This window comes from Algoriphagus persicinus (assembly GCF_035156415.1).
Lineage (GTDB): Bacteria > Bacteroidota > Bacteroidia > Cytophagales > Cyclobacteriaceae > Algoriphagus > Algoriphagus persicinus.
Genome location: NZ_JAYEEY010000001.1, coordinates 327,809 through 354,136, shown reverse-complemented (window position 1 = coordinate 354,136; position 26,328 = coordinate 327,809). Strand labels below are relative to the sequence as shown.

Genomic DNA, 26,328 nt, shown 5'->3' with positions numbered 1-26,328 from the left:
AAAGGTCATAACCTGTCCCGTGACGAAGGAAACGGGATGAAATCTCGCATGGTAGATAATCATCCCAGTGTGTGACGCTTGAGTCATGCTCGATTTCATAAAAGTAGAATTAAGGAATAAAATTAATCAAGAATTGGGATAAGGAAGGAGAGTACACTACTTTCTGAGCTTAATTAGCATACAACTATGATCGCCACCTCTACCCTAGAAATCAGTGCCAAAGCATATCGACAAAACATACGCTATATACGCTCAGAAATTGGCCCAAAGCCAATAATATCTGCTGTAGTGAAAGGTAATGCCTACGGACATGGGATCTCGCAAATGATCGAAATAGCCGAAAAAGCCGGAATCCGTCATTTCAGCACGTTTAGTTCGGATGAAGCTTGGGAAGTTTCAAACAAATCCAAAAAAGGATCGGACATCATGATTCTGGGGATGCTCCATTTAGAAGAGCTGACGGCGCTGATCCAAAGGGGAATTAGCTTTTATGTATTTGATTTTGAAAGGCTGCAAAGGACGATCTTGGTTTCTAAGGAAATTGGTATTCCCGCCAAAGTCCATATTGAAGTAGAGACTGGATTTCATCGCACAGGATTTGATTGGAATCAGCGAGAGAAGCTGGCTGACATACTACTGGAGAATTCTAATTTCATAGTGATTGAGGGACTTTGCACACATTATGCCGGAGCAGAATCTGTGAGTAATTTCGTTCGCGTAAATAATCAAATTGCCCGCTATCATGAATTCAAGGATTTTTTCCTTTCGCAAGGCATAGTGTTCAATACCTATCACACTGCCTGCTCTGCAGCTGCACTCATTTTTCCTGAAACAATCATGGACATGGTGAGAATAGGTATCGCAAGCTATGGTTTTTGGCCTACCAAGGAAACATTTTTTGCGAAGCTACAATCCCTGCCAAATGGCAATAAAAATCCACTCAGACGACTGATCACCTGGAAAAGTACAGTCATGAGCATCAAATCTGTGAAAACCGGGGAATTTGTAGGCTATGGCAATAGCTACATGGCCTTAGAAAATATTCGATTGGCAATCGTACCTGTAGGCTATGGGCACGGCTATAGTAGATTATTGAGTAACCAAGGCAGGGTGCTGATCAATGGCCACTACTGTCCGGTGGTGGGCACGGTCACCATGAATACCATCGCTGTGAATGTGAGTAAGATCAAAGATTTCAAAGTAGGTGATGAAGTAATACTAATCGGAAAGCAAGGTGGGAAAGAAATCACTGTAGCATCATTTTCTGAATCTACACACCAGGTGAATTACGAAATGCTTACCCGATTGCCGAAGGACATTCCTAGAATAATCATCCCTTAATAAAAAATCACTGTCTTATTTTTGATCGGCATTACTTTACGATCTACATGGTATTTGATGGCTTTGGAAAGCACTACTTTTTCTACATCCTGACCTATTTGGACTAATTCGGAGACGGTATTATGATGCCTCACTCGCGCTACTTCCTGCTCGATGATTGGGCCAGCATCCAGCTCTTCCGTCACATAATGAGCAGTGGCCCCAATGATCTTCACACCTCTTTCATAGGCTGCATGATAAGGTCTGGCTCCTACGAATGCCGGCAGAAATGAATGGTGAATATTGATAATGCGGTTTGGGAAATGCTGGATAAACTCCCCAGATAAGATCTGCATATATCTTCCCAGTACCACAAAGTCCACTTGATTTGCTTTCATAAGTTCCAATTGATTGGCCTCGGCAGCGGCTTTGGTCTCAGCTGTGATGGGAATGAAATGAAATGGAATCCCAAATGCCTCCACGACTTCCTTCAAATCGGGATGATTGGATACCACCAATGGAATAGCTACGTCAAGCTGTCCGGCATAATGCCTTCCCAAAATATCAAACAGACAATGGGAAAGCTTACTCACGAAAATTGCCATTCTTGGTTTTGGAAAATTGAAATGAAGCTTGAATTCCATCCGGAATCTCTCCGCCACTTCTTCTTTAAAGCGGGAGGAAATCTCATCTTTTTCCAAAGAGAAAGAATCCAATTCCCAGGCAGCTCTCATGAAAAACATGCCCATTTCTTCTTCCACGTATTGGTCAACTTCTAGAATATTTCCTTCATAAGCATGAAGAAATTTCGACACTGCTGCTACAATTCCCTTTTGATCCGGACACTGTATAATTAGTATGGCTTTTTTCATCTGTTTATAATTGATTTTCAAAGGTCATAACCTGTCCCGTGACGAAGGAAACGGGATAGCCTGTCCCGTCCGCCGCGGCGGATCGGGAGAATCTCGCATGGTAGATAATCATCCCTCTGTGTGACGCTTGCGTCATGCTCGATTTCATATGTATATAATTTAAGAATTCCAGATTTCCCATGCGGCTTCTGCTTGCAGCATAAGCATTTCTTGTCCGTTTTTTGCTTTTCCGCCCTTGTCCATGCAAGCTTTCATCAGGGCCGTTACTGGTGGATTATAGACCAAATCATACACCAAATGAGCTGATGTCAGCTGCTCCAGGGGAATAGCAGGTACACCTTCCACGTTAGGGAAGGTACCTAGTGGCGTAGTATTAACAATCAATCGATGAGTCCTCATTATTTCAGGGTCGGCGAACAGGTCTTCATAGGTAATTTGATCCTCATCTTCAGATCGGGAAACAGATATAAACTCAATTGCTAAATCCTTTAATGCCTGCTTGACAGCCTTCGATGCTCCGCCTGTTCCTAAAACCAAGGCTTTTGGTTTTACTGCACCAAGCATGGGCAAAAGGGAATTTTTAAATCCAATATAATCAGTATTGTATCCCGTGAGCATTCCATCTTGAATGTGGATGCAATTTACAGCACCGATTTCCTCGCAGGCTTCATCCAGATCGTCCAACAGTGCGATCACATCTTCTTTGTGGGGAATCGTGACATTGATTCCTTCTATCTCCGGATCTTCCCTTAAAATTCCCTCCAAGTCCCGAGCATTCGGAATGTCATACAGTTCATAAGAACAGCCTTCAATTCCTTCATTTTCAAATTTCTCTGTGAAATATTTCTTAGAAAAAGAATGTGTAAGGGGATGTCCAATTAATCCGAATTTTCTCATGATTTCTTTAAATATGCTGCCAGTCTATCTATTCCAACGACTAAAATAATCCCTAAAACAAAAGAGGCAAGTGCTACCATCAGTTTAGGTTCCAAGCCTGTCTGCTCCAGGTACTTTCCAGGGAAAATATTTTCGGTCAAAAAAGGCTTTTCCTCGCCACTGGAAGAGGTGCGGTAAGCGGTGACGATTTTCCAAGGCCAGAGTTTATTGATGGACCCAAGCATAAAGCCGGAGAGCAGCCCAATAGTAATGGAGTAAAATCGCTTCAGCAGCCATGAAATCACCCGACTAAAGGATAAAAGTCCTACAATGCAGCCCAGCGCAAAGACTGCCAAGGTAGCAAAATCCCGCTCCGTAACGGACTGTAATATAGGCTCGTATTTGCCCAAAATCAGTAGAATAAAACTTCCGCTGATCCCGGGGAGTATCATCGCACAAATCGCTATAGCACCAGCTACAAATGTAAACCAAAGCGCATCAGGACTGGACGTAGGCGGTAAATCTGTAATAATATATGCCACTACGGTACCGATGATCAGTGCAATCACTACTCCCAAGCTCCATTTTTTGATATCCTTCAAAATCAGAAAAGCACTTATTAGAATAAGTCCACAGAAAAATGACCAAAGTGGAATAGGATGCTCAGCCATCAAATAAGTAATGAGCTTCGACAGCGAGAAAATACTGGTCAGAATCCCCAGAAGCAAACTCAGTAAAAAGCTACCATTGACCGCCCGGAAGAATGCTTTGAATTCAAATTTCAGCAATAATCCGAGACTTTCACCAGTAAATGAATTGATACTACGAAGCAACTCCTCGTAAATACCGGTGATCAGCGCGATCGAACCGCCCGAGACACCCGGTACTATGTCTGCCGCTCCCATACCCATCCCTTTGAGATAGGTGAGCACATATTTTCTGATAAAATCCATGGTCAAAAATAAAGGCTGATCGGAATATTCCAATCAGCCTGAAATGAGTTGAGTTGTACTACAATTTGATTTCCCCCAAAAAGTGATCGAACGTATCGCCTCTTAAGCCTAGGCGAATAGTTTCCAATGGAATGATTTCAGAGGGACTGATATTTCCAAGGTTTACATTTGCGCCTATCAGTTTGATAAACCAAACTTGTTGAGATTTAATAGGTGCTTCCCAGATGATTCGTTCTTCGGGAATCTGCGTAAGAATTTCCTCCACTAGTCCTTGCCTTACCTCTCCAGAATCTCTGAAAAGACCTACGTTTCCACCTTCTCTTGCTTCTCCGATTACTTTCCACGCACCCGCATCCAATTCTGTCTGCATCTGCTCAATCCATTTGTAGGGAGGGATAATCTTCGCAGCATCCTTGGATCCAACTTCAGAAAGCACAGTTACTTGCTTTGCTAAAGTTGCGATGAATTCGCACTTCTTGTCATGATTAAGGGAGATAGATCCATCTGATACTTCAGCGAAAGTAAGCTCATATTTGTCCAGTACTTTCCTGTAATCGTCAAATTGGCCTCTTACTATAAAAGCTTCGAAAAGCGTACCTCCCAGGTAAACAGGAATTCCTGCATCCTTATAAATGGCGAGTTTTTCGTTGAGGTTTTTGGTCACATAAGATGTAGCCCAGCCAAGTTTTACTATATCTACAAAATCGGAACAACTTTCGACAAAATCTTCGGTGGCACGTAGGCTTAGGCCTTTGTCCATGGCCATGGTAAATCCTTTGGTTCGTGGCTTTTCAGTCCGAACGGGGATATTATTCAGCTCATAATTCATTAGCGAGGTTTTAATGTTAAGACTCGAGATTTTCCTCTCGATATTGGGCAATAATCTTGTAAAGAGCCTTCTGCTGCTTAAGCTCCGGCATCAAATCATACATGAGGGTATGTTTTTCAAAGTCCAAAGTTAACCCATTTTCCAAAAATGAAAACGCCTCTTTGTAATTGCCCATTTTGATTAGGTACACTACCAAGCGATAATATAGCTCTGCCTCCTCTGGCATTTCCTCAATCCCTTCACGAGTCACGTCTATTGCTTCTTCAAAGCGATTTTGTTCAAAGTAGATAAGTGCCAGATTCACATAGGTTTCCAGTACACCCGGTTCCAAATTGATCGCTTCTTCATACGCCTCGGAACTTGCCTGCATATTTCCCAAATTAAATTCAGCGTCTGCCAGACCTACCCAATAATTAGAATTTTCTTTGGTAAGATTTAGGGCTTTTTTGAAATAATGTATGGCTTCAAAGAATTTTTCTTTCTTCAGCATGCACATGCCTAGTCCAAACCAAGCATCGTCATATTCCTCATCGAACTTGGCAGACTTCTTAAAATAGTTGAAAGCTTCGTCAATTTTTTCAAGCTTCTCATAGGCCGCACCCATGTAGCAGCAATTCTCAGCATTTGCTCCTTCGCAATCAATCGTGTTTTGATAGGCTTCCAATGCCAGTTCATACTGCTGTGTGTTCATCAGGGCATTGCCAAGATTGAAATAAGCCGAAGCAAACCCGTCATCGATCAAGATAGCATAGTCATACGCTTTGATCGCATCTTCAAATCTACCTAGGCGATTATAAACCACTCCCAAATTGTACCAAGCTCCAGCACTATAAGGATCTTGATCGATAAATTCCTGATAAAAATCAAGAATCTCATCAAAGGATCCCTCTTCCTCGGTAATCATCGCCAGCTGGAAAAGCGCGTCCTCGTGATTGATACGGTTTTTTACTGCTTCCTTGAAATAATAACTTGCTTTTTCATTGTTGTTTTGGACTCGATAAAGGTTTCCTAGGGAATACAATACTTCGGCCTTGTCTTCCGCCAAAGGAAGGAAATTCTCCAATAGTTCTATCCCTTCCTTGGGCGTTCCTGCCAAAATATAGGCATTTGCCAAAGCAAGAATAATTTCTTCGTTGTTCGGAGAAATATTACTGATGTTTTCTAGGATGTCTAGACCTTCATCCAATTCATCATTGAAAATCAAACATTGAGCCTTCAAAAGCTTAATTTCCACAGAGAAAGGGAACCTTTCCAAGGAAAACTCCGCAGCGCGCAATGCCTTCAGAAACTTCTGCTGATCAAAGTAAAATCGGATGATATCTTCCAATTCTTCCTCTTCGAAATAAAGGTCCAGATTTGATTGTAGGGAATTTTCAAATCGCTCTACCAGCTTCTTGTCATTTTCCCAATCGTGATCGTGATCTCCGGTCATTAGGATGTGTTATGGTTCATTTAAGTTACCAATTAATTTGGTCTCTCAAAATCTCGATTTGTCAAATTTTATTTATCGCTTGCCAGGAAATTTTTTTCGCTTTCCTTCAAGCTTGGGGTAGAAACGATTGGGATCAAAAATAAGTTTACTTTGACCAGCCAAAGGTGTCTTCCAGACTATGATAGTTGCTTTCAAGTAACTTATTCACTTTGCTATTATCGAAAAATAATTTTTGCTGAGAAATCATCGCTGTCTTACTATTCAGCGGGCTCTTACTCAACCCTATTTTTCTAAATACAGTATTGAAAAACACAGCCATTTTTAGCGTTATTGGGCTTATTGCCTTCGATGGAGCGTTTTTCCCAAATGCCAGAGCCATTTTCTCAAAGAATTCTTTGTAAGTAATGCTTTCTTTGTTCAATATATACCGCTCCCCCCAGACTTCTTTTTCTACCAATTCTCGTACTTGCTTGGCAGCATCCCGGACATCGATGTAGTTCAAATCCCCTCTTGGGTAATAGGAATTCTCTTGCATTACATACTGGTAAATGTCTGAGGAACTGCGTGCATCACTGACTTTGCCTAATAAGATGGAAGGGTTTACCACGATCAAATCCAAGCCTTCCTGCTCTCCTCTCCAAGCCTCCAGCTCTGCCAAGTATTTGGAAATTCCATAGTCGGTATTGAGTGGAGAGGCTATCCATTTGAAATTCTCATCCAGCTGAAGCAATTCTGGGCTTCTGCCAATTGCCGCTACGGAACTGACATGCACAAGTTTTTTTACCCCGGTATTCAGCATGGCATTGACTAGATTCGTCGTACCGCCTACATTGATGCGATGCAGACTTTCCTCGTCATTAGCATCGAAAGACACTTTCCCTGCAGCATGCACGATCAAATCCATACTTTCTATAGCCCCTTCAAGAGATTCAATATCAGCGAGCTCACCCTCATGCCAAGTGACCGTAAAATCAATTTTCTCAAGCAGCCTAAGTGAAGAGCTTGACCTTCGGAAACCATGAATCTCCCCTAGCACAGCCAATTCTTTCGCCAAATAGCTTCCAAATAACCCTGTAATACCTGTGATGAGAATTTTCATTGACTTATCTGCAAATCAAAGAGAAGAATTAAGCAGATCAAGTTTCTTGATTTTGTTGAATAATTTTGACTTAGGCAAAGTCTCCATCATGTCTAAATAGCGAAGGTTGTGGCAATCAGTTCCAAGAAATCTAACTAGACCTGTCTCTACCAGCATTTCACCAAAATCCTTTACCGGCTTGGAATAAAATCCGGTGAGCGAAAGCAAGTTTACCTGAAAGAGGATTTGCCTGTCTGTCAGATCCTGTAGCAATCCTTTGTCTGCAATTAGGTATTGATAACGCTCCGGATGGGCAAGAATAGGTTTGAAGCCTGCCATTTCGAGTTGAAAAATAATTTCCAGAAGCATTTGAGGCTTGTTGATAAAGCCTGTTTCTACCAGAATATACTTATCCCCAAAGGTCAGAACCTCTTCTCCGCTTTTGATTTTCTCAAGGAAAATTTCATCCATGTAATATTCGGCAGCAGCTTCTATTTCAATGGAAATACCCTCGTTTTTGACTGCTCTGCGTAGGTCCTCAAGCCCCATTTTAATGATTTCAGGCGTATTACGATAGTACTCCGACATAATGTGCGGAGTAGTGATGATCTTGCGCAGGCCATAGCCAGATAGGCGCTTAATCAATTGCAGGGATTCTTCCATGGTCTTCGATCCATCATCGATCCCTGGGATCAAATGCGAATGCATGTCCACCTCCAACCAACTCAAGTCAAGGTCTTCTATGAACTCTGGATTTCTTTTGAATAAATCTAAAAACCCCATTACAAACCTCCTTCACTAATTTTAAATTCTTCTAAACTGGGCCAAGTAGCATCTTTGTCAGAAGTGATCGGATCTGCTATCTGCCAGTCAATCCCTAAAACCGGGTCATTCCAAAGAATTCCACCTTCACTTTCCTTATTATAATAATTGGAACACTTGTATGCGAAAATCGAATCTTCCAATACGGAAAATCCATGTGCAAAGCCTGCAGGCACGTACATCAGATTATTTCTAGTAGCATCTAGTATAGTAGCATACTTTTCTCCGAATGTAGGAGAGCCTGTTCTCAAATCCACTATTACATCCAGTACTTTCCCCTGTATGACTCTTACCAATTTTGCCTGAGCAAACTCACCTCGCTGAAAATGTAACCCACGAATGGTGCCTTGTTGTGAATAACTCTGATTGTCTTGCACCCATTCGTGTGCTACACCTTCGGATTGTAACCAATCGGCTCGGTAGGATTCAAAGAAATAACCTCTTTGATCTTCAAAAATTCTCGGAAATATCTCTAATACACCTGCTAAAGGTGTTTTTATTACTTGAGCCATCGGGTAAATATTGATTCTGGCATTGAAAGGCAAAATAACCAACAGACAGAACACTATCCTAATCAATTCTAAGGAAATATGTCGAACTTTACGCTATCTCTTACAACAATTCGAAAAAACGAGGTTTCTCCTGACCCCTTTTAACCTAATCAGGAAACTATATTTCACCTTTTCGCATTGTTTTGATATAGCATTTAACTTATGAGTAAACATTCCCGCAAACTTCAAAAACTTCACGAAACAGCCCCTAAAGAAGAAACAGCTATTTTAGTTAGTGTAGTCCGACAGTATCAAATCGAGCAACAAACGGAGGAATACTTGGATGAATTGGCATTTTTGACAGAGACTTTAGGCGCAAAGACTGTGTGTCGCTTTACCCAGAAAATGGAAAAGCCAGACATCAAAACTTTCGTGGGTACAGGTAAACTTGAAGAGATAGCCGCATATATCAAGCATTTTGAAGTGGATATGGTCATCTTCGATGATGATCTTTCTCCTTCTCAGATGAGAAACTTAGAGAATGAACTGAAGGTAACGATATACGATAGATCTTTGCTGATCTTAGACATTTTCCTAAAAAGAGCGCAAACTGCCCAAGCTAAAACGCAGGTTGAACTTGCACGCTTCCAATATTTACTGCCTCGTCTGACCAATCTATGGACTCACTTAGAAAGGCAGCGAGGAGGTACTACCACTCGTGGAGGATCTGGTGAAAAGGAAATTGAAACGGATAAGCGTGATATTCGGAAACGAATCACACTGCTCAAAGAGAAACTTAGGGAAATAGAAAAGCAAGGTGAAACCCAGCGTAAAGGTAGAACTGGAATTGTGCGTGTGGCAGTGGTCGGCTATACCAACGTGGGTAAAAGCACCCTGATGAATTTGATCACCAAAACAAATATTCTGGCTGAGAACAAGCTTTTCGCCACGGTGGATTCCACAGTGCGTAAAATGGTACTTGAAAATGTCCCTTTCCTACTTTCGGATACTGTTGGATTCATCAGAAAACTTCCTACTCACCTAATCGCTGCTTTTAAATCTACCCTGGATGAGATTCGTGAGGCGGATTTACTCGTACATGTAGTAGACATTTCACATCCACATTTCGAAGATCACATTGCTGTAGTGACACAGACATTGAGTGAGATCAAAGCCGGAGATAAGCCTGTTTTACTGGTTTTTAACAAGATTGATCTAGTGGAAACTATGCCGAGCGAGGAAGAAAGTATGAAAATGACGGAAATAGAATTAGAAGATGCCAACTTTCTGGATTTCGGTGCTTTGGCAGAGGCTTACGAAAAGAAAACGGGAATCCCACCAGTATTTATGGCTGCAGCAAGTGGGCAGAATGTGGATGGTTTTCGTCAAGCTTTGATCGCAGAGGTGAAAAAACAGCATCGTAAAATATATCCACATTACTTAGAGGATGAGACCTTCACCATGGAAGGTTGACCTATTTTCATTGGCCATCAATGCCATTGATGGCCAATCTGTATATTGATAAAATATCTTTTTTTGGTTTATATTTTTTTTCTATCCTAGCTTAAGTTTTTAAGCTTAAAGCTCCTCTAATCTTAGTAGAATGTATTCGGAATTTTCACAGTATGACATTTTTTTTGAAGTAACTCCAGACTTAATCTGTATCGCAGGATTTGACGGATATTTCAAAAAAGTAAACCCAGCCGTCAAGGAGCTTTTAGGCTATTCGTATGAGGAGTTGTATGCAAACCCAATTAGTCATTTCATTTATAAAGAAGATAAAGAAACGACAGCAAGTGTAAGAAAATCATTGATAAAATCTGTTCCTCTGGTTGATTTTGAAAACAGGTACCTAACCAAATCTGGAGAGATCGTCTGGCTTTCTTGGACTTCCCAGCCAATTGACAAAGCCAAAGTAGTCTTTGCGATAGCCAAGAATATCACTCAAAAAAAAGAGCTCGAGGCAGATAGAAATGCGCTTTTGTCTAACCTGACAGAGATCAACAAAGATCTGCGGCATATCGGTCATATGACCTCTCATGACCTCAGGTCTCCTGTGAATAATCTACTTTCTATTTATGAATTATTAGATTATTCTAAAATCACTGATAAAGAGACTTTGGATCTTTTGGATGTGTTCAAACTTTGCTGTGTAGATTTACGGGAAAAACTCAACGTCTATTCCAGAGAGCTTCGGGATAAACAATCCCTGTACATTCCGTTTCAAGAAATTGAGCTCAAAAAAGTGACCAAGAAGGTGACCAAATCCATCGGATCTCTTATCAAAAATGCTGACGCAAGTATAGTAGATGACTTTGCAGAAATCCCAATAATAACCTCTAATGTGACCTATCTAGAAAGTATTTTTCTTAATTTAATCACCAATTCCATAAAGTATAAGAAGCCTGAAATAGCTCCTATTATCACCATTTCTACCAAATATATTGAAGATCAAATCCAACTTATCTTTACTGACAATGGCCTTGGTTTTGATCTGGATAAATTCGGAGATAAAATTTTTGGATTCAAGCAAACCTTCCATAAACACAAAGATAGTAGTGGAATCGGCCTTTATTTGGTTTACAATCATGTACAAAGTATAGGGGGAACCATTGAAGTTGAGAGCAAACCTGGAGTAGGCTCCACCTTTCGAATTACCCTGAGTGCCTAGAAGCATCCTCATTTTGAAAAGCAGGCAGCTACCCAAGACATTACAGGACAGCTCGTCGATTTATAATATATTGTTTGGTGTAATTAAGTAAAACCTACAACTTAGCACCAATGAACAAATCGGTATTTATTATTTTTATTGTCACGCTTACCCTTTTTTCCTGCTCGCAGAAAAATGAATTTGGAAGTAATATCAGCACTGAAAAAGAACAAATTCAGGCAGGAAAGGTGCTTTTTGAGAACAATTGCAGCACCTGTCATAGTTTTGATCAAAACGGAATCGGGCCCAATTTAAGTGGCATTACCCGTTCTGTAGAGTCTTCATGGATTAAGAAATTTATTAAAGACGCATCGTCTATAATTGAAGCAAGAGATCCAAGGGCTATAAAACTTTTTGAAAAATATAAATCTTACATGCCTCCTTTTCCAGGATTAGAAGAAAAGGAATTGGATGCGTTATTAGCCTATCTACACACCTACGAGCATCTACCGGACACTTTACCACTATTAGGACTGAAAGATCCTATTCCTGACACTGTTCCCGACTCCGGAATTCGAATTGAACTGGAATTATTCAGCCAGTTACCAGCTTCTGATACAGCTCATTCTCTGGCAAAAATGACCAAAATGCAAGCTGCTCCAAGATCAGAGCGCCTATTTGTCAATGATCAGCGGGTAGGGCTATATGAGCTCGTAGATAAGAAGCCAAACTTATATCTGCCCATTAATAAATTGAAACCTGCTTTAGTGAGTAGCCCAGGTTGGGCTACAGGTATGGCCAGCTTTACTTTTCACCCGGAATTCAGTGACAACGGGTTATTCTATACTGCTCATACAGAACCAGGCGGCACTCAGCAATCTGATTATGGTTATTCAGATAGTATTCGGGTATTTATGCAGTGGATAGTCACAGAGTGGAAAGCTGAAAATCCATCTGCCCCTACTTTTATTGGATCTTCCAGAGAATTAGTTAGAATAGATATTCCATCCCAGGCTCATGGAATGCAAGAGCTAACTTTTAATCCCAATGCCATGCCCGGAGATGAGGATTATGGATTGCTATTTATCGGTTTTGGAGATGGTGGATTGACGGAGCAAAGATTTGCCTATGTATCAGACAATAAGGCTACTCGGGTTTACAGCAGTATTCTGCGCATTGATCCTTTAGGAAATGATAGTCCTAATGGCAATTACGGAATACCCCCTACGAACCCATATGCTGGCGTGCCTGGCAAAGCAGGTGAAGTTTATGCTTATGGTTTCCGCAATCCCAACAGGATTTTTTGGGATACTGATGGAAACATGTTTGCTACTGATATCGGGCAACATAGCATAGAAGAACTTAACAAGATAGAAAAGGGTAAGTTCTACGGATGGCCGATCAGAGAAGGACGATTTATCATCAATCCTTATGGCAAGTTCAATGAAATCTTTGCGTTGCAGGAAAATGATGAAAACTTTGGGGTGACTTATCCAATCATTCAGCTAGATCATGATGAGCTTGCGGCAATATTTGCAGGCTATATAATGCCTTATGGTCCACTTAAAGGAAAATTTGTCTTTGGAGATATACTTTCAGGCAGGCTGTTTTTCGCGGACTTAGATGATTTAGAAAATTCTGGAGTAAAGAGTTGGGGAGTGGTTTTTGAAGGCAAAGAAATAAGCCTGCTTGAGCTTTGCGGAGGACAAAGAGTCGATCTTAAATTTGGCCAAGATGCGGAGGGAAATGTCTATATAATGAGCAAAACAGAAGGGAAAATATATAAGATCAAAGATTAGAAGTTGTTGAAAGAATCTTTTGCTATTCAAAAAATGAGGGGATGCAAGTCTTTACATTCCCCTCATTTTAATAATTCCCCGAGATATTCAATGTGCCCACATAATAGTTTTCATCCACACTGATCTTTGCATTTTTCTGCGAAAGACCTACCTGTTGCCAGCGGTGGTTCGGTTTTAGGTTCATTTCTTTCCCATCCACGTAGATTTTTACTGGCATCTCAAAGCCATCGACCACATTTTCCCATCGGTAAAAAAGCTTTCCTTCAAGGAGATTATAGCTCAAAATCGGAATTCGAATATCTCTCAGGTATTGATCAAAAACCGGCTTTAGATTAATTGCTGCTTTCTGGCTAATATAATTTTCAATCTGTCGGGTGGAAACAGTCTTATGGTAAAACTCAGCATTCAACCCCCTGAGAATTGATCGCCATTTCTCATCGTCATTGACAATTTGCCGAATAGTATGAAGCATATTGGCACCCTTGTAGTACATATCGCCAGAACCTTCAGTGTTTACATTATACCTACCAATGATTGGACTGTCATTGTTGATCGCCATTCTGGTGCCGAGCACGTATTCTTTACTAGCTTCTCTTCCATAAAAATAATCCAGAAAAAGATTCTCTGAATAGGCAGTGAAACTCTCGTGAATCCACATGTCCGCGACATCCCGGTAGGTGATATTATTGGCGAACCACTCATGCCCCGACTCGTGGATAATGATAAAATCAAACTTCAATCCCCAGCCCGTACCACTCAGATCATTGCCTAAATAGCCATTTTCATACTCATTACCATAAGTCACTGAGCTCTGGTGCTCCATACCCAAATAAGGTGCTTCGACAAGTTTGTAGCTATCCTCATAGAATGGATATGGCCCAAACCAATGCTCAAAGGCTTCCATCATTCTCGTGGCATCTTCAAATTGCTTTTTGGCTTTATTCAAATTCTCTCGAAGCACATAATAGTCCATATCCAATTCTCCATTCTCTCCAGCGTATTTTTCACCGAAGTAAACAAAATCACCTACGTTGATATTGATCCCATAATTATTGATTGGATTTTTCACCTCCCAATGATAGGTTTTGGTCTTGGCAACTTTATCATGATCTGTTCCGATCAATCGTCCATTGGAGACATCCATGAGATTTTCCGGGACGGTCACGCTGATCAAAACGCCTTTATCTGGCTCATCATATCCATGATCCTTATTTGGCCACCAGATACTCGCACCAATGCCCTGATTGGAATTCGCTATGAAAGGCAAGCCATTGCTATCTTCACTCCAAGTCAATCCACCATCCCAAGGTGGGCGAATCGCCTCTACTGGAGTCCCAGAGAAAGTCAAAACTACTTCCTTTTCCTCACCTACTTGTTGAGCGGATATTAGTTTAATAAAATGTGCATTTCCATCATGTTCGATTTCCAATTCCACTCCATCTTGCTCCGCTTTTGTTAGCTGCATTGGAGCTTGTAAATCGATTTGCATCCGTTTCAGTGGCTCCAATACTTTGTATTGAACGGTGTTTTTGCCCGAAAGCGACTTGGTTTCCAGGTCAACTTCCACCTCCAAATGATAGTACTGCAAATCCCACCAAGCTCGTTCTGTAGTAATCGAGCCACGAAGGGTATCCTGCCTTGTGAATTCCTCTCCATTAGGAAACATCTGGGCTTGCGCATGCAGGCAAAAGAGAGTGCAAAAACTAAAGAGTATAGATCTCATTGGTCAGTCAAGATTTGGGATTTGAACCTACAAGATACTGGGATGGATCACTTGAAAAGCCATTAATTTCCACGAAAGGACTTAATTTTAGTGAAATAACCAGTGAATCTGTTAATAGAACCACACGCGTCCAAGCCAAACTTGCCAAATCTTTCAAATTCCAAAACCTTCCGATTCCATGATAGTCATGTACGGATGATGCAAAAGCGAAAGAATTGCTTACTTAAATTTTATGAACAAGATCAATTATAATCATCGTGTTTTCCGCGCTGTACAAAACACCGACAACGGAGAGACTTCTGCAGAGACAGTTTTCCAATATCACCAAGAGGGCAATATTCTCACTGCAGAATATGCTGGCGGGCAAATCATCAAAGGACATCTGATCGGTTTGGTGGACGAAGCTGGAAACATCAACATGCGTTATCATCAGGTGAATAACAAAGGCGAATTGATGACGGGCATTTGCTATTCTAAGCCTGAAATCTTGGAAAATGGCAAAATCCTCCTCAACGAAACGTGGGAATGGACATCTGGTGATCGCTCCAAAGGAAAAAGTATTATCGAAGAGTTGTAATGCTACATCCTGATCCTCCACTCCTTCGGATAATAGTTATTCACACGATGTCCTAGATTTTTGATCCAGCCAAGTGGAAGGTTTTTGTAAGTTATCAACACCCATCCTATCGGTAAATCATCGATTTCGAAATTATTTTTTCTAAGAAATTCGATGGCTCTCTTTTCCGAGAGTGCATGTGTCGGAAAATTGTTTTTAGGTAAAACTGAGACTGCCCATTCATGATTGGGAATCCAATCATTCTTCTGCTTTTTGCCCAGCTCCACACCAAAATACTTCAAGCTCAAATGCTGTGAAGCCTTCTGAAAATGCAGATTCCAATCTTTAGAAATCCTGAAATAGGAATCATTCAGCGAGTAGTATTTCCCGCTGCCATCAAATCCTAATTCTTCATCCAGTTCGGAAGATTCCCTGTTCCATACTTCCTTCAAATAAGGGTGCTTGAAATCTTTCACCCGCTTTGGTTCTTGGATATATGCTTCTGCAGATCGCTTCAAAATGGCGATAAAAAACCCTTCCCCTTCCACCAGGTGAGGAAAAAAGCGATAACCATAAAAGGTTTTCCCATCAGAGTCTACTGACGTTTCACATATATTCCAACTAGCATCAAGTGAAATCCTGACAGGTTCATAGGAAAACTCTTCCGTCAAAAAACGAATCATATCCTCATTTTCCCGCTCATTAAAAGTACAGGTACTGTAAACCAAATACCCATCCGCCTTCACTAAAGCCCCAGCTTTGTCCATTATCCTTTTTTGTCGGGCGGAACATAGCTGGACATTATCAATCGACCATTCATCGCGAGCCTGTGGGTCTTTACGAAACATTCCTTCACCAGAACATGGCGCATCCACCAAAACCAAGTCGAAAAAGCCTTCCAAAGCTTCGAAATGCTCCGGATCATTATTGGACACCACTGTATTTCCCAATCCCCATTTGATGATATTTTCCTTCAATATCTGAGCTCTTGGCTGTATGACCTCATTGGCAATCAGCATTCCTTCATTTCCTAAATACGAAGAAAGCAAGGTGGACTTTCCGCCGGGAGCCGCTGCCATATCCAAGTAAATTCCCTTGGGAATATTCAAGGAATGCAGAATATGTTCGATAAACATGGAAGATGCTTCCTGTACGTAATAGGCTCCGGCGTGAATAGCTGGATCAAGTGTAAACGAGGGTCGTTCTGCTAGGAGACACCCATTATGAGACCAGGGAATCGGTGTATTTGCCCAAGAAAATGAAAATGTTTTGGCAGAATTTAATCTGATAGAAGTGCGGGAAGGGTCGTTGATTGCCTTTTTAAATTGCTCAAATTCGGCTTTACCGAGTAGTTCGAGCATCTGAGACTCGAAACCGGCAGGAAGATTGGTTTCTGGCATGAGGCAAAGATAGTGATCAGCTTGCAGTGATCAGTTCCAGTAATAGATTAAACCGGCTGGATTGATTGCTTTTTGATCTCATCTGATTTATTCAAAGTTCTGAAAACTGAGACTGTACACTGAATTCTAATGCTTATCTTTTTTAGAAAATTTGACACTATGGAACTCCTTACTGATATTCTGATTGGTTCGATTGCCGCCCTCCATCTTTACTTTTTATACTTCGAAATATTCGCTTGGGACACGATTGGAAGAAAAACCTTTAAGCAAATCCCAGCTGAAGTGTTCCCTAAAACAAAAGTTCTCGCTGCCAATCAAGGCTTATACAATGGGTTCTTGGTAGCTGGATTAGTGTGGTCACTGTTGATTTCAGATCAGCAATGGTCCACGTATGTTGCTATTTTCTTTTTGGGTTGTGTGCTTGTCGCAGGCATTTTTGGTGCCTTAACGGCGAGTAAAAAGATCTTCTGGATTCAGGGATTGCCGGCGCTGATTGGGTTGATTTTAGTGCATTTTAAATGAAAGGTAACCGTGGCAGTATGGAAATCTTTGAAAACTTAAACAATTTGAATTCCGCTTTCTTTCACTTTCGCTAACAAAGGGGATTTATCCGAATCTTCATACTTTTCAGTTCCCATCAAAATGGGTTCTATCCTTGAGTTAATTTGACGAGTAAGGCGCCATACCTTTCCAGCTAAACGGTCATTTGACTCTTCAAAACCATCAGAGACAAGAAGTACGTCTATATCACTCTGATCAGTTGCTGATTCATTAGAGTAACTACCGTACAAAAAGGCTTTGCTCACTGAAATCCCCTCTGATCTAAGTAATTGAATATAATTTTTCAATAGTTCTATAACTTCTCCTTGAGCCATATTAATTGATTTTTTGTTTGAATTAAATAGCCTTTTACTGTACGTTCTTCTGGTATATAGGGTTGGTAACCTGGATATCTTCCCTCTAGCTGATATTTCATAAGAATTCCAAAAAATCCAATGTTTCCTCGACTAATGGTAGCCCCGATTTTTCCGAAAGATAAATCAAGTTATGAGATCTTGGAGCTAATTGTCCAGTGATCTTAACTACATGTGCTTTAAGAATTTTCTCTAGAACAAGATGACAAAAGAATAAGCCATGCAAGTATCTGCCTTTTTCAATGAGTAGTTCAGCAACTTCCAAGTCTTCTTTTGCCCCACTTTGCCAATGCATTAGCTGTTTTTCGATATTTATCTCCATATATAATGCTTTTGAAAAATATCATTGAGCTTCATTATACTAGACTATTACATAAAACTCAATTTTCTTTGATCCTTTCCTGACTATTTTTTATTTTGAATGATCCGATCCAAAGCTTAGAAAGCTTCCAACCTAGCTAGCCAGAAAATTAAATTCTGTTTAGTTTTAGCAATACTTGTAACCAAATATTTCGTCTAATTTACTAAAAATCAATACACTTAGACAGCGCTATGGGCTAAAATTCAAAATCGGCTTTAATCCGAATGTCCAATTAAGGAGAATCTATTTGTATCGCAGATACTCGCCGAATCCTAAAACTCTGTGAATATCTGCGCCTTTTATCTGCGTAAATCTGCGGGGAATTATTATAAATCTTCCTCCTCAAAATCATCTTCATCGCCCGGCCCCATATCAAACATAGAGCTGAACAAATCCTTAAACTGTAACCCTGTGTCCAATACTTTTTTGCTGAGTTGGGAGAATTCTGCCAAGCCATGCAGGGCAAATTCCATAAAGAACTCCTTCTCATTTTCAGGAAGATTTTTTACCAATTGCGTCACTACTTCTTCCAAACCTGGTACGGAATGAAGAGCAGACTTATATTCTTTGTCTGCCTGAGAGACTAAGATATCCAGCTCATTTCCTTCTCCAAACCAAGCCAAAGGCAATACATAAGGATTCCCCTGCTTCTCTTTTTTCTTCTGCTCTGGTGATGGCAAATAATTTACGAATTGACTACGAATAGCTTTTCCGATCAGATTATAAGCAACCAAACCAGCGCCTTCCTGCTCACCTTCATAAACCAACTCCACTTTTCCGGTGATTGCAGGGATTACTCCGATCAGATCAGCGATACGGATGATGGTATTGCTTTCACCATTTATATACATTCTACGCTCAGCCGCTGAGATCAAATTCTCATATGCCGAGATCGTCAATCTAGCAGAAACCCCACTTTTCTCATCTACATATTCGGATCCTCTAGCCTCGATTGCAATTTGCTCGATCAAGTCCTTCATCAATTCAGGAACATAAATATTGTCCACTGGTCTTCCTTTCAGCTTGGCTTCCTGAGCAGTAATTCTTCTACCTATCTCTATCGATTTTGGATAATGCGTGATGATCTGGCTTTCAATTCGATCTTTCAGCGGAGTAACTATACTACCTCGATTGGTATAGTCTTCAGGGTTTGCAGTAAATACAAACTGTATATCCAGTGGCAATCTCAATTTGAATCCCCTTATCTGAATGTCACCTTCTTGCAAAATATTGAATAGCGCAACTTGAATTCTTGCCTGCAAATCCGGTAATTCATTAATCACAAAAATGGAGCGATGCGACCTCGGCACCAAGCCGTAATGAATCACCCGCTCATCATTATAACTTAACTTCATCGTAGCAGCCTTGATCGGATCTACATCTCCGATCAAATCGGCCACTGATACATCCGGCGTAGCTAACTTCTCAGTGTAGCGATCATTCCGATTCCACCAAATAATTGGTGTATGATCTCCTTTTTCTTCAATCAAATCCTTCGCAAAAGAAGTCAAAGGCTGCAAGGGATCATCATTCAATTCCGAACCAAAGACCACGGGAACGTACTCATCGAGAAGATGAGTCATCATTCTGGCAATTCGCGTTTTTGCCTGACCTCTGAGGCCCAGCAAATTGATGTTGTGACGGGAAAGAATCGCCCGCTCAATGTCTGGAATCACCGTGTCCTCGTATCCCCAAATTCCTTCAAATACATTTTCCTTTCGCTTGATCTTTAAAATCAAGTTGTCACGAAGTTCTTCTTTGATGGATTTTGGCTGGTATCCGGCAGCTTTGAGTTGACCTAGGGTTTTTATCTGCGTGAGTTCGTTTGATGTCAGTATTTGGTAGTCCATATTGCTTAAAAGCGTTTCGTTCTATTTCGTCTATAATCTTCAAAAATCAGGTCGCCAAGCCCCTTCAGGCTACTGTAATAGGTATTCCCGTTATTCACTTTGGTGAATTCCTTTACAAATTCCTTCAGATAAGGATCGGAAGCAATCATGAAAGTAGTCACCGGGATTTTCAGTTTTCGGCATTGGGCAGCGAGTTTCAGTGTCTCGCTAAGGATTTTACTATCAATCCCGAAAGCATTTTTGTAATATTTGATTCCCACCTTCAGGCAAGTTGGCTTGCCATCCGTGATCATGAAAATCTGCTTGTTTGGGTTCTTTCTTCTTCTAAGTAAATCCATTGCCAGTTCCAATCCAGCAACTGTATTGGTATGATATGGTCCAACTTGTAAGTAAGGCAAATCCTTAATCTCAATCTGCCATGCATCATTTCCAAAAACAATGATATCGAGCGTATCTTTTGGATAACGGGTTTTGATCAGCTCTGCCAAAGCCATTGCTACTTTCTTAGCAGGAGTAATTCTATCTTCTCCATAGAGAATCATGGAATGGGAAATATCGATCATCAAAACGGTGGAGGTTTGGGACCGAAATTCATTCTCAACCACTTCCAAATCATCTTCAGTGAGCAGATAATCTCCGGAAAAACCATGGTTGGCCTGCGCATTCCGAAGGGAATCCGTCAATGCAATCTGATCCATATTATCTCCAAATTCATAGGCTCGACGGTCAGTTCCCCGCTCATCACCTTGACCGGAATGCGTGGTTTTATGTTGTCCTGATTTGCCTCGCTTGAGTTTCCCGAAAATCTCTTCCAAAGCGGATTTTCGGATGGTCTGCTCGGCCTTTCCCGTAATCTTAAATTCGCCTTTTTGATTTTCCTCGGTCAGATAACCTTTGCTTTTCAGATCCTCTATAAAGTCCCCGATCCCATAATTGGGATTGGTCATATTGTAGCGATTGTCCAAGTTGGTCAGCCAACTCAAAGCCTCCGCCGCATCCCCGCCAGTCATGGTGACAAGCTGCAAAAATATATTCAGCAGATTCTCAAACGTATTCTTCTCAGGATCCTGAGTGGGCACGAACTGAGTAAATCGAAATCCTTTCATTTAGTTAGATTTTAGATGCTAGAATCAAGATCCAAGACTTTGATTATAGGTCTTCAAAAAGAAAAGTAGATGGGAAAAAGCTCCTATCCAATTAACCAGGACTCTTTTTATTCCAGCCAGGGAGATAACACACAGATGGGTATGGGAGTTTAATAAACGGAGCAAAAACCCAAAAAAGATGAAATCGAGCATGACGCAAGCATCACACAGAGGGATGATTATCTACCATGCGAGATTTCATAGCCTGCCCCGACTATTCGGGGTGACCATTAAAAAACATTTATAAACACATGAAAACCGCAAACCCAATGTTGATTCGATAGGCAGATTAGTGTTACCCTGAGCATCTGAAGGATATTCTCAAGATTTGAAAAATTCTTTTGGAATCATAACAGGAATTTTATCTGCTGATTTGAAATCTTGCTTATCACGAGTTATTAAAAAATCCATTTTGTTGTCGACGGCAGTAAAATATTGAATCCCATCCTCTTTGTCCTTGAAATCTGAATTCATAGAATTTAAAAATGCTTCTTTTCCTCCTGAAATCACCCCGCAAAACTCCATAAACTGAATCAATTTTACTTTAGCATCTACTAGCTTGTACCGATCAAAGGACATGTAAATCAGCAGACCTAAAGAAACCTCAGAAATAAAAAGTTGAGCTTCTCCTTCAGCTACCAGAGAAAGAAATGGCTTAGAATCCTCAATAAATGGCTCCCGATTTGCCACTAAATCGAGTGCAACATTTGTATCCAAAAATATCCTATACATATTTTTTATTCCGGTGTTCGCGTATTAAATCTTTATCGGACTTCTCAAGGGCTTTGATAGGAGTCTCCCTTTTTAATCTTTCCAAAAACCGAGCTGCTGCAAGCTGTTCCGGAGTTTTTTCTACATCTGGACTTTCCTTAGAAAATACCTCTTCAAACATCCTTGAAAGCGAAATACCCCTGCTGGCAGCTTTAAGTTTGGCTTTCTCTACAATTTCTTTTTCTACAGTTAAAGTGAGTTTGGTTTTCATGTGTTTATATTTTGTTTTTTAATGGTCATAACTTGTCCCGTGACGAAGGAAGCGGGATGGAATCTCGCAAGGATGATAATCATTTCTCCGTGTGAAGCTTGGAATCATGCTCTATTTCATGATTACACGTGTTTAAAATAAATATACGTGTATTTTGTGTGAAATAGTTCCTAAAGTGCATGATTCTTCCTTAAAACTTAACTCCCCTATCTTTGCCCCGTGACTACCACTGAGAAAAATGCTTCCCTTATCAAATCCACCGCCAAGCGGCTGGGGTTTGACTTTTGTGGGATAGCGAAAGCGGGTTTTCTGGAGGAGGAAGCACCTAGACTGGAAGACTGGCTAAACCGTAATTATCAGGGCCAAATGGGCTATCTGGCGAATCATTTTGACAAACGACTCGATCCTACCAAACTCGTGGAAGGTGCCAAAACGGTGGTTTCACTTGTTTATAATTACTATCCTAAGGAAAAGTTGCCGGAAGGAAACTCGGATATAAAGCTTGCCAAATACGCCTACGGAGAGGATTATCATTTTGTAATCCGGGATAAACTCACTGAATTTCTAGAAATTCTCAGAGACGAAATCGGTGAAATCAACGGTCGTGGATTTGTAGATTCTGCTCCCGTCATGGAGCGTCAATGGGCACTAAAAGCCGGTTTGGGTTGGCTGGGGAAGAACAGTCTGCTACTTAATAGAGAGATGGGCAGTTTCTTTTTTCTCGCCGAACTCATCATCGATCTGGAAGTAGCGCCGGATACTCCTCTTGCCAAAGATTACTGCGGTACCTGTACTGCCTGTATTGATGCCTGCCCCACGGATGCCATAGTGGACAACGGCGTAGTTGACGGTTCCCGATGCATCTCTTACCTGACCATTGAACTGAAAGATGCTATTCCCGTCGAATTTAAAGAAAAAATGGAAAACTGGGCTTTTGGCTGTGATATATGCCAGGATGTATGTCCCTGGAATCGATTTTCCAAACCTCACCATGAACCACTATTCACACCGAACGAGGAACTTAAGCATTTATCAAAATCAGATTGGCAGGAAATCACGGAGGAAACTTTTAGTAAGGTTTTCAAGAAATCAGCAGTAAAGCGAACCAAACTTGCTGGATTAAAAAGAAATGTCGACTTTCTGACATCAAAATAACTTCAACAGAGATTCTTATGAGCCCTCAAACCCCCAATCTTAAATCTGTACAGAAGCTTTTCAAACCCAAAAAAAAGAAGAAGAAAAAGACTCATAAAATAGGCATAGCTCCCGGAACGTTGGTTTTTACCGGAGACAAAAAGCTCGATAAAGTATTAATCAACATTATCACCTATGATGAGGAAGATTTCCATGAGGAGTCTATTCTACTCGATCAGCTGGAAGAACATTTAAAGCTGAAGAAAAAAGTACTCTGGATAGATATAATAGGTTTGCATGATGTAGATATATATGAGAAAATAGGCCTGCTTTTCGGCATACACAAGCTGACAATGGAGGATATATTGAATGTGGATCAGCGTCCGAAAATGGAAGCTTTTGATGACTATCTTTTTGCTGCACTGAAAATGATCCAATGTCCTACGCCTGAATCTCCCATAGACGATGAGCAGATCAGTTTTATACTGAAAGATGGGATTCTGCTGACTTTTCAAGAGAAAAAAGGCGATGTATTTGAGTTTGTACGTAGTCGACTAACAGACCCGAAGCGTACCATACGTCAACGAAAGGCAGATTATTTACTTTATGCACTTCTCGATGCTGTGATCGATAACTACTTTATCGTCATGGAAAATGTGGGTGAGCGAATAGAGAATCTAGAATCTCAGGCCATGACTTCTCCTGGTACTGAAACACTTAATGCCCTTTACATTCAGAGACGTGAAATGATGGATCTACGCAGAACTGTCTATCCTCTACGTGAAGTAATCGGCTCGTTCGACAAATACGCTGATGATAAGATAAGTCCAGAGACTAGGCCTTTTATCCGGGATCTCTACGAAAACACCATTCAGGTCATCGAAACCATGGAAGTATTCCGGGACATGTCTTCAGGTGTGCTGGATCTGTATATGAATAGTCTCTCCAATCGCATGAATAACATCATGAAGGTGTTGACGATCATCTCCACGATCTTCATACCCATGAGTTTTGTGGCGGGAGTCTATGGAATGAACTTTGACAATATGCCTGAGCTTCACTGGAAATATGGGTACTTCTATGTGATAGGAGGTATGGGCTTAGCTGTATTGGGGATGCTGATTGTATTCCGAAGGAAAGACTGGTTATAACCTTATTGAAGCTTAAGGAGCACGTCTTTTTTACCGTTTTTCAAAAGCATCAAATCACCTTCTGTATCGTAATACCGAACTTGGTCTAGCAATTCCAAAAGTCGGTCTTCAAAAGTCTGGTTTTGGCAAGTCATTCGGGTAGCTCCAATATCTGAAAATCTCAAAGATTTTCTTTTCTCCAAGGAGAAATCCCCATAGATCCTGTTACAGCCCCCACTCCCATTGATGAGTCCATTTTCTAAATTGAATATTAAATGGGCATCGATTGGGGATCCGGACGTCTGCACCGGAGTGCCCATCATCTCTATTACAGTTAGGGGTTTGCCGTACCAATTTTTGGCAGGGAATGAATGGGAACTACATGCTGCTAGCATGAAAATGAAAGAAATGTAGATTAGCTTTTTCAAAGTTGGTTAATTTTAGGTTCAACTGATAGTTCAAAATCCTTATCAGCGATAATCAATGCCTACACAACAAATATCCTGCACGAAAGTTTAGTCAAAAGCTTTCAGGCTGATGTCCAGGCTCTTCACAGAATGTGTAAGTGCGCCCATGGAAATGTAATCAACTCCGCATTCTGCTACTGCCACCAGTGTTTCTTCCGTGATACCTCCAGAGGCTTCAGTTTTATAGTTATCACCCACCATTTCCACAGCTTTTCGCATCATATCATAGTCCATATTATCCAGCATGATAAAGTCAATTCCGCCCACTTCAATCACTTCAGCTACTTCAGCTAATGTTCTGGTCTCCACCTCGATTTTGAGATCTAGGTTGTTTGCTGCCAAATAAGCCTTAGTCCGATCAATCGCCTGACGTATGCCTCCGGCAAAATCCACGTGATTGTCCTTCAGCATCACCATATCATACAGCGCGAAGCGATGATTGACTCCTCCCCCGATATGAACAGCCCATTTTTCCATCAATCGGAAATTTGGCGTCGTCTTCCTTGTGTCCATCAAGCGAGCCTTGGTATGAAGAATCTTCTCAGTCAGGCTGTGCGTCAATGTAGCAATACCGCTCATGCGCTGCATGCAATTCAGCACCAGTCTTTCTGAAGAGAGAATTGAGGCAGAAGGTCCTTTTACTACCAAACCGATATCTCCCTGCTTTACTTCATCACCGTCTGTAACAAGCAATTCTACTTGGAGATCTGAGTCAAAAGTCTTAAAAATCTTCTCTGCCAGTTCCACACCAGCAATGATTCCATCGTCCTTGATCAGTAATTTTGCTTGACCGGCTTTTCCGTCAGGAATCGAGGAAAGTGTGGAGTAATCGCCAGGACCGATATCTTCGGCAAAAGCAGATGTAATGAAAGCTGAAATGGCTTCTTCAGTGAGATAGGAAAGATTCATGCTCAAAAATAGACATTAGGATCTCCCGCGAAGGCGTCAAAGCGCAATTTAATTTTAGCAGCAGATTCCTTTTGTGTCAATTTTCTGACTTGCGGTTGAATAACTTTCAAAGTTCAAAATCAATGAGAAATAGCTGCACACTTTGTGCTCTCTTCGTGTTCTTTTGGCCAAAAAACTATAAGGAAAATCCTTTAGCCTTTAACAAATTCAAGGCTGTAGATTTTGAAATCGGTGGCTTGTTGAGAAACTTTGATAAACACCTTATATAGCCCCTTACCTGTCTGATAATCACCTATAAACGAGCTCAGGCTAGGGTTGTTTTCACTTCGGAAAACCAAGCTGAATCCCAAAGAAGGGTTTTTCTTAAAAAAATCTTTTAATACAAGTTCTGCTTGATTTTTAGAATAATCTCCTTGTAATCCGTTAACATTTAAGGAAATGCTGGAATCGAAATATTTGGCTAAGTCGCTGCTAGAACCATTTTCAATGGCAGAAATAATTGTTTCTATGGAATTCGAGGAATCAATGTCCTTTTCAGGAGCTTGAGCAAACAATAAAATTGAAACGATTAAACTTAATACTGAGGTCATTGCCCACAGTAGGCAAATACTAAGCCAAAAAAGGAATCATGTCCT

At 40.9% G+C, this 26,328-nt stretch carries 28 protein-coding genes; 8 read left to right on the top strand and 20 right to left on the bottom strand.

What is annotated here, in order from left to right:
• Positions 1-186 precede the first annotated feature (186 nt).
• Complete coding sequence (gene alr / locus U3A58_RS01550; protein ID WP_323821609.1) at positions 187-1,341, top strand: alanine racemase; 1,155 nt, start codon at positions 187-189, stop codon at positions 1,339-1,341.
• On the opposite strand, the gene purU is transcribed toward alr, so the two are convergent.
• The 9 genes from purU to rfbC form a co-directional block, all read right to left on the bottom strand.
• Positions 1,338-2,192 (bottom strand): formyltetrahydrofolate deformylase, encoded by an 855-nt coding sequence (gene purU / locus U3A58_RS01545; protein WP_323821608.1) that lies wholly within the window; start codon positions 2,190-2,192, stop codon positions 1,338-1,340. The genes alr and purU overlap by 4 nt on opposite strands.
• 4 nt (positions 2,193-2,196) lie before the next feature.
• Positions 2,197-2,340 (bottom strand): hypothetical protein, encoded by a 144-nt coding sequence (locus U3A58_RS01540; protein ID WP_323821607.1) that lies wholly within the window; start codon positions 2,338-2,340, stop codon positions 2,197-2,199.
• Between the two features lie 11 nt (positions 2,341-2,351).
• On the bottom strand, positions 2,352-3,089 hold the full coding sequence (locus U3A58_RS01535; RefSeq protein ID WP_323821606.1) for a shikimate dehydrogenase family protein: 738 nt from the start codon (positions 3,087-3,089) through the stop codon (positions 2,352-2,354).
• Entirely contained in the window at positions 3,086-4,021 is a 936-nt protein-coding gene (locus U3A58_RS01530) for a DUF368 domain-containing protein (RefSeq protein ID WP_323821605.1), read from the bottom strand. The genes U3A58_RS01535 and U3A58_RS01530 overlap by 4 nt, the downstream gene beginning before the upstream one ends.
• A gap of 58 nt (positions 4,022-4,079) precedes the next feature.
• Positions 4,080-4,850 (bottom strand): phosphosulfolactate synthase, encoded by a 771-nt coding sequence (locus tag U3A58_RS01525; protein ID WP_323821604.1) that lies wholly within the window; start codon positions 4,848-4,850, stop codon positions 4,080-4,082.
• 16 nt (positions 4,851-4,866) lie between these two features.
• Positions 4,867-6,282: a tetratricopeptide repeat protein gene (locus tag U3A58_RS01520; protein WP_323821603.1), complete on the bottom strand. Its 1,416-nt coding sequence runs from the start codon at positions 6,280-6,282 to the stop codon at positions 4,867-4,869.
• Between the two features lie 145 nt (positions 6,283-6,427).
• Positions 6,428-7,381 (bottom strand): NAD-dependent epimerase/dehydratase family protein, encoded by a 954-nt coding sequence (locus tag U3A58_RS01515; RefSeq protein WP_323821602.1) that lies wholly within the window; start codon positions 7,379-7,381, stop codon positions 6,428-6,430.
• A 15-nt stretch (positions 7,382-7,396) separates the two neighbouring features.
• Entirely contained in the window at positions 7,397-8,143 is a 747-nt protein-coding gene (locus tag U3A58_RS01510) for a tyrosine-protein phosphatase (protein WP_323821601.1), read from the bottom strand.
• Entirely contained in the window at positions 8,143-8,694 is a 552-nt protein-coding gene (gene rfbC, locus U3A58_RS01505) for a dTDP-4-dehydrorhamnose 3,5-epimerase (protein WP_323821600.1), read from the bottom strand. Before rfbC ends, U3A58_RS01510 begins: the two co-directional genes overlap by 1 nt.
• Positions 8,695-8,895: 201 nt before the next feature.
• Between rfbC and hflX the strand changes: the two genes are divergently transcribed.
• The 3 genes from hflX to U3A58_RS01490 all read left to right on the top strand — a co-directional run bounded on the left by hflX (position 8,896) and on the right by U3A58_RS01490 (position 13,122).
• On the top strand, positions 8,896-10,146 hold the full coding sequence (gene hflX, locus U3A58_RS01500; protein WP_323821599.1) for a GTPase HflX: 1,251 nt from the start codon (positions 8,896-8,898) through the stop codon (positions 10,144-10,146).
• Positions 10,147-10,276: 130 nt separating this feature from the next.
• On the top strand, positions 10,277-11,344 hold the full coding sequence (locus U3A58_RS01495) for a PAS domain-containing sensor histidine kinase (protein WP_323821598.1): 1,068 nt from the start codon (positions 10,277-10,279) through the stop codon (positions 11,342-11,344).
• A 110-nt stretch (positions 11,345-11,454) separates the two neighbouring features.
• On the top strand, positions 11,455-13,122 hold the full coding sequence (locus tag U3A58_RS01490; protein ID WP_323821597.1) for a PQQ-dependent sugar dehydrogenase: 1,668 nt from the start codon (positions 11,455-11,457) through the stop codon (positions 13,120-13,122).
• A 67-nt stretch (positions 13,123-13,189) separates the two neighbouring features.
• On the opposite strand, the gene U3A58_RS01485 is transcribed toward U3A58_RS01490, so the two are convergent.
• Entirely contained in the window at positions 13,190-14,845 is a 1,656-nt protein-coding gene (locus U3A58_RS01485) for a M1 family metallopeptidase (protein WP_416377271.1), read from the bottom strand.
• Between the two features lie 232 nt (positions 14,846-15,077).
• Here U3A58_RS01485 and U3A58_RS01480 point away from each other — a divergent pair, with 232 nt between their 5' ends.
• Positions 15,078-15,422: an avidin-fold protein gene (locus tag U3A58_RS01480; protein ID WP_323821596.1), complete on the top strand. Its 345-nt coding sequence runs from the start codon at positions 15,078-15,080 to the stop codon at positions 15,420-15,422.
• 2 nt (positions 15,423-15,424) lie between these two features.
• Here the strand turns inward: U3A58_RS01480 and U3A58_RS01475 are convergent, their stop codons facing one another.
• Complete coding sequence (locus U3A58_RS01475; RefSeq protein ID WP_323821595.1) at positions 15,425-16,801, bottom strand: methyltransferase RsmF C-terminal domain-like protein; 1,377 nt, start codon at positions 16,799-16,801, stop codon at positions 15,425-15,427.
• Between the two features lie 159 nt (positions 16,802-16,960).
• Between U3A58_RS01475 and U3A58_RS01470 the strand changes: the two genes are divergently transcribed.
• Positions 16,961-17,323 (top strand): DUF1304 domain-containing protein, encoded by a 363-nt coding sequence (locus U3A58_RS01470; protein ID WP_323821594.1) that lies wholly within the window; start codon positions 16,961-16,963, stop codon positions 17,321-17,323.
• 35 nt (positions 17,324-17,358) lie between these two features.
• Here U3A58_RS01470 and U3A58_RS01465 read toward each other — a convergent pair whose 3' ends face one another.
• The 6 genes from U3A58_RS01465 to U3A58_RS01440 all read right to left on the bottom strand — a co-directional run bounded on the left by U3A58_RS01465 (position 17,359) and on the right by U3A58_RS01440 (position 22,053).
• On the bottom strand, positions 17,359-17,676 hold the full coding sequence (locus U3A58_RS01465) for a nucleotidyltransferase domain-containing protein (protein WP_323821593.1): 318 nt from the start codon (positions 17,674-17,676) through the stop codon (positions 17,359-17,361).
• Positions 17,677-17,773: 97 nt separating this feature from the next.
• Positions 17,774-18,037, bottom strand: a complete 264-nt coding sequence (locus U3A58_RS01460; protein WP_323821592.1) for a HEPN domain-containing protein — start codon at positions 18,035-18,037, stop codon at positions 17,774-17,776.
• Positions 18,038-18,402: 365 nt separating this feature from the next.
• Positions 18,403-19,926, bottom strand: a complete 1,524-nt coding sequence (locus U3A58_RS01455) for a P-loop NTPase family protein (protein WP_323821591.1) — start codon at positions 19,924-19,926, stop codon at positions 18,403-18,405.
• 5 nt (positions 19,927-19,931) lie between these two features.
• Positions 19,932-21,032 carry a vWA domain-containing protein gene (locus U3A58_RS01450; RefSeq protein ID WP_323821590.1) on the bottom strand — a complete coding sequence of 367 codons (1,101 nt, stop codon included), beginning with the start codon at positions 21,030-21,032 and terminating at the stop codon, positions 19,932-19,934.
• 360 nt (positions 21,033-21,392) lie between these two features.
• Positions 21,393-21,803, bottom strand: a complete 411-nt coding sequence (locus tag U3A58_RS01445) for a type II toxin-antitoxin system VapC family toxin (protein ID WP_323821589.1) — start codon at positions 21,801-21,803, stop codon at positions 21,393-21,395.
• Positions 21,796-22,053: a DUF6364 family protein gene (locus tag U3A58_RS01440; protein ID WP_323821588.1), complete on the bottom strand. Its 258-nt coding sequence runs from the start codon at positions 22,051-22,053 to the stop codon at positions 21,796-21,798. The genes U3A58_RS01445 and U3A58_RS01440 overlap by 8 nt, the downstream gene beginning before the upstream one ends.
• Positions 22,054-22,272: 219 nt before the next feature.
• Here U3A58_RS01440 and queG point away from each other — a divergent pair, with 219 nt between their 5' ends.
• Entirely contained in the window at positions 22,273-23,208 is a 936-nt protein-coding gene (gene queG / locus U3A58_RS01435) for a tRNA epoxyqueuosine(34) reductase QueG (RefSeq protein WP_323821587.1), read from the top strand.
• Positions 23,209-23,225: 17 nt separating this feature from the next.
• Positions 23,226-24,338 (top strand): magnesium/cobalt transporter CorA, encoded by a 1,113-nt coding sequence (corA, locus tag U3A58_RS01430; protein WP_323821586.1) that lies wholly within the window; start codon positions 23,226-23,228, stop codon positions 24,336-24,338.
• Between the two features lie 2 nt (positions 24,339-24,340).
• Here corA and U3A58_RS01425 read toward each other — a convergent pair whose 3' ends face one another.
• From U3A58_RS01425 to U3A58_RS01415, 3 genes are all read right to left on the bottom strand, one after another.
• Entirely contained in the window at positions 24,341-24,745 is a 405-nt protein-coding gene (locus tag U3A58_RS01425) for an META domain-containing protein (protein ID WP_323821585.1), read from the bottom strand.
• A gap of 87 nt (positions 24,746-24,832) precedes the next feature.
• A complete protein-coding gene (gene nadC, locus U3A58_RS01420) occupies positions 24,833-25,693 on the bottom strand; it encodes a carboxylating nicotinate-nucleotide diphosphorylase (RefSeq protein WP_323821584.1) in 861 nt (286 codons plus the stop codon).
• 191 nt (positions 25,694-25,884) lie between these two features.
• Positions 25,885-26,283 carry a DUF4783 domain-containing protein gene (locus U3A58_RS01415; protein WP_323821583.1) on the bottom strand — a complete coding sequence of 133 codons (399 nt, stop codon included), beginning with the start codon at positions 26,281-26,283 and terminating at the stop codon, positions 25,885-25,887.
• Positions 26,284-26,328 lie beyond the last annotated feature (45 nt).

Coding starts and splice junctions, on each gene's coding strand:
- alr (WP_323821609.1), top strand. CDS start 187: ATGATCGCCACCTCTACCCTAGAAATCAGTGCCAAAGCATATCGACAA.
- purU (WP_323821608.1), bottom strand. CDS start 2,192: ATGAAAAAAGCCATACTAATTATACAGTGTCCGGATCAAAAGGGAATT.
- U3A58_RS01540 (WP_323821607.1), bottom strand. CDS start 2,340: ATGAAATCGAGCATGACGCAAGCGTCACACAGAGGGATGATTATCTAC.
- U3A58_RS01535 (WP_323821606.1), bottom strand. CDS start 3,089: ATGAGAAAATTCGGATTAATTGGACATCCCCTTACACATTCTTTTTCT.
- U3A58_RS01530 (WP_323821605.1), bottom strand. CDS start 4,021: ATGGATTTTATCAGAAAATATGTGCTCACCTATCTCAAAGGGATGGGT.
- U3A58_RS01525 (WP_323821604.1), bottom strand. CDS start 4,850: ATGAATTATGAGCTGAATAATATCCCCGTTCGGACTGAAAAGCCACGA.
- U3A58_RS01520 (WP_323821603.1), bottom strand. CDS start 6,282: ATGACCGGAGATCACGATCACGATTGGGAAAATGACAAGAAGCTGGTA.
- U3A58_RS01515 (WP_323821602.1), bottom strand. CDS start 7,381: ATGAAAATTCTCATCACAGGTATTACAGGGTTATTTGGAAGCTATTTG.
- U3A58_RS01510 (WP_323821601.1), bottom strand. CDS start 8,143: ATGGGGTTTTTAGATTTATTCAAAAGAAATCCAGAGTTCATAGAAGAC.
- rfbC (WP_323821600.1), bottom strand. CDS start 8,694: ATGGCTCAAGTAATAAAAACACCTTTAGCAGGTGTATTAGAGATATTT.
- hflX (WP_323821599.1), top strand. CDS start 8,896: ATGAGTAAACATTCCCGCAAACTTCAAAAACTTCACGAAACAGCCCCT.
- U3A58_RS01495 (WP_323821598.1), top strand. CDS start 10,277: ATGTATTCGGAATTTTCACAGTATGACATTTTTTTTGAAGTAACTCCA.
- U3A58_RS01490 (WP_323821597.1), top strand. CDS start 11,455: ATGAACAAATCGGTATTTATTATTTTTATTGTCACGCTTACCCTTTTT.
- U3A58_RS01485 (WP_416377271.1), bottom strand. CDS start 14,845: ATGAGATCTATACTCTTTAGTTTTTGCACTCTCTTTTGCCTGCATGCG.
- U3A58_RS01480 (WP_323821596.1), top strand. CDS start 15,078: ATGAACAAGATCAATTATAATCATCGTGTTTTCCGCGCTGTACAAAAC.
- U3A58_RS01475 (WP_323821595.1), bottom strand. CDS start 16,801: ATGCCAGAAACCAATCTTCCTGCCGGTTTCGAGTCTCAGATGCTCGAA.
- U3A58_RS01470 (WP_323821594.1), top strand. CDS start 16,961: ATGGAACTCCTTACTGATATTCTGATTGGTTCGATTGCCGCCCTCCAT.
- U3A58_RS01465 (WP_323821593.1), bottom strand. CDS start 17,676: ATGGCTCAAGGAGAAGTTATAGAACTATTGAAAAATTATATTCAATTA.
- U3A58_RS01460 (WP_323821592.1), bottom strand. CDS start 18,037: ATGGAGATAAATATCGAAAAACAGCTAATGCATTGGCAAAGTGGGGCA.
- U3A58_RS01455 (WP_323821591.1), bottom strand. CDS start 19,926: ATGGACTACCAAATACTGACATCAAACGAACTCACGCAGATAAAAACC.
- U3A58_RS01450 (WP_323821590.1), bottom strand. CDS start 21,032: ATGAAAGGATTTCGATTTACTCAGTTCGTGCCCACTCAGGATCCTGAG.
- U3A58_RS01445 (WP_323821589.1), bottom strand. CDS start 21,803: ATGTATAGGATATTTTTGGATACAAATGTTGCACTCGATTTAGTGGCA.
- U3A58_RS01440 (WP_323821588.1), bottom strand. CDS start 22,053: ATGAAAACCAAACTCACTTTAACTGTAGAAAAAGAAATTGTAGAGAAA.
- corA (WP_323821586.1), top strand. CDS start 23,226: ATGAGCCCTCAAACCCCCAATCTTAAATCTGTACAGAAGCTTTTCAAA.
- nadC (WP_323821584.1), bottom strand. CDS start 25,693: ATGAATCTTTCCTATCTCACTGAAGAAGCCATTTCAGCTTTCATTACA.
- U3A58_RS01415 (WP_323821583.1), bottom strand. CDS start 26,283: ATGACCTCAGTATTAAGTTTAATCGTTTCAATTTTATTGTTTGCTCAA.